The organism is Vreelandella lionensis (genome assembly GCF_044543515.1).
Lineage (GTDB): Bacteria > Pseudomonadota > Gammaproteobacteria > Pseudomonadales > Halomonadaceae > Vreelandella > Vreelandella lionensis.
The window spans coordinates 1-1613 of sequence record NZ_JBITWC010000048.1 but is presented as its reverse complement, the minus strand read 5'-3'; the positions used below and the strand labels follow the sequence as shown (position 1 = coordinate 1613).

The following is a 1613-nucleotide window of genomic DNA, read 5'->3' as shown; positions in this document are numbered from 1 at the left end:
GACCAGGTAATTCATTGTGAGCGCTTACCGCGAGGGATGATGCATCGTTTAAGGAGGTGATCCAGCCGCAGGTTCCCCTACGGCTACCTTGTTACGACTTCACCCCAGTCATGAACCACACCGTGGTGATCGCCCTCTTGCGTTAGGCTAACCACTTCTGGTGCAGTCCACTCCCATGGTGTGACGGGCGGTGTGTACAAGGCCCGGGAACGTATTCACCGTGACATTCTGATTCACGATTACTAGCGATTCCGACTTCACGGAGTCGAGTTGCAGACTCCGATCCGGACTGAGACCGGCTTTTCGGGATTAGCTCACTCTCGCGAGTTGGCAACCCTTTGTACCGGCCATTGTAGCACGTGTGTAGCCCTACTCGTAAGGGCCATGATGACTTGACGTCGTCCCCACCTTCCTCCGGTTTGTCACCGGCAGTCTCCTTAGAGTTCCCACCATTACGTGCTGGCAAATAAGGACAAGGGTTGCGCTCGTTACGGGACTTAACCCAACATTTCACAACACGAGCTGACGACAGCCATGCAGCACCTGTCTCTGCGTTCCCGAAGGCACTAAGGTATCTCTACCGAATTCGCAGGATGTCAAGAGTAGGTAAGGTTCTTCGCGTTGCATCGAATTAAACCACATGCTCCACCGCTTGTGCGGGCCCCCGTCAATTCATTTGAGTTTTAACCTTGCGGCCGTACTCCCCAGGCGGTCGACTTATCGCGTTAACTTCGCCACAAAGTGCGCTAGGCACCCAACGGCTGGTCGACATCGTTTACGGCGTGGACTACCAGGGTATCTAATCCTGTTTGCTACCCACGCTTTCGCACCTCAGTGTCAGTGTCAGTCCAGAAGGCCGCCTTCGCCACTGGTATTCCTCCCGATCTCTACGCATTTCACCGCTACACCGGGAATTCTACCTTCCTCTCCTGCACTCTAGCTTGACAGTTCCGGATGCCGTTCCCAGGTTGAGCCCGGGGCTTTCACAACCGGCTTATCAAGCCACCTACGCGCGCTTTACGCCCAGTAATTCCGATTAACGCTTGCACCCTCCGTATTACCGCGGCTGCTGGCACGGAGTTAGCCGGTGCTTCTTCTGCGAGTGATGTCTTTCCTAGCGGGTATTAACCGCTAGGCGTTCTTCCTCGCTGAAAGTGCTTTACAACCCGAGGGCCTTCTTCACACACGCGGCATGGCTGGATCAGGCTTGCGCCCATTGTCCAATATTCCCCACTGCTGCCTCCCGTAGGAGTTCGGGCCGTGTCTCAGTCCCGATGTGGCTGATCATCCTCTCAGACCAGCTACGGATCGTGGCCTTGGTGAGCCGTTACCTCACCAACTAGCTAATCCGACATAGGCTCATCCCATAGCGGGAGCCGGAGCCCCCTTTCTCCCGTAGGACGTATGCGGTATTAGCCTGGGTTTCCCCAGGTTATCCCCCACTATCGGGCAGATTCCTATGCATTACTCACCCGTCCGCCGCTCGTCACCCAAGAAGCAAGCTTCTCTGTGCTACCGCTCGACTTGCATGTGTTAGGCCTGCCGCCAGCGTTCAATCTGAGCCATGATCAAACTCTTCAGTTTAAAATCATTGTGATCCTTACGTGTCACTC

General features: G+C 55.2%; 1 rRNA gene. It reads right to left on the bottom strand.

What is annotated here, in order from left to right:
* Window positions 1-49: 49 nt before the first annotated feature.
* Window positions 50-1584 (bottom strand): 16S ribosomal RNA (locus ACIGG6_RS18185).
* Window positions 1585-1613 lie beyond the last annotated feature (29 nt).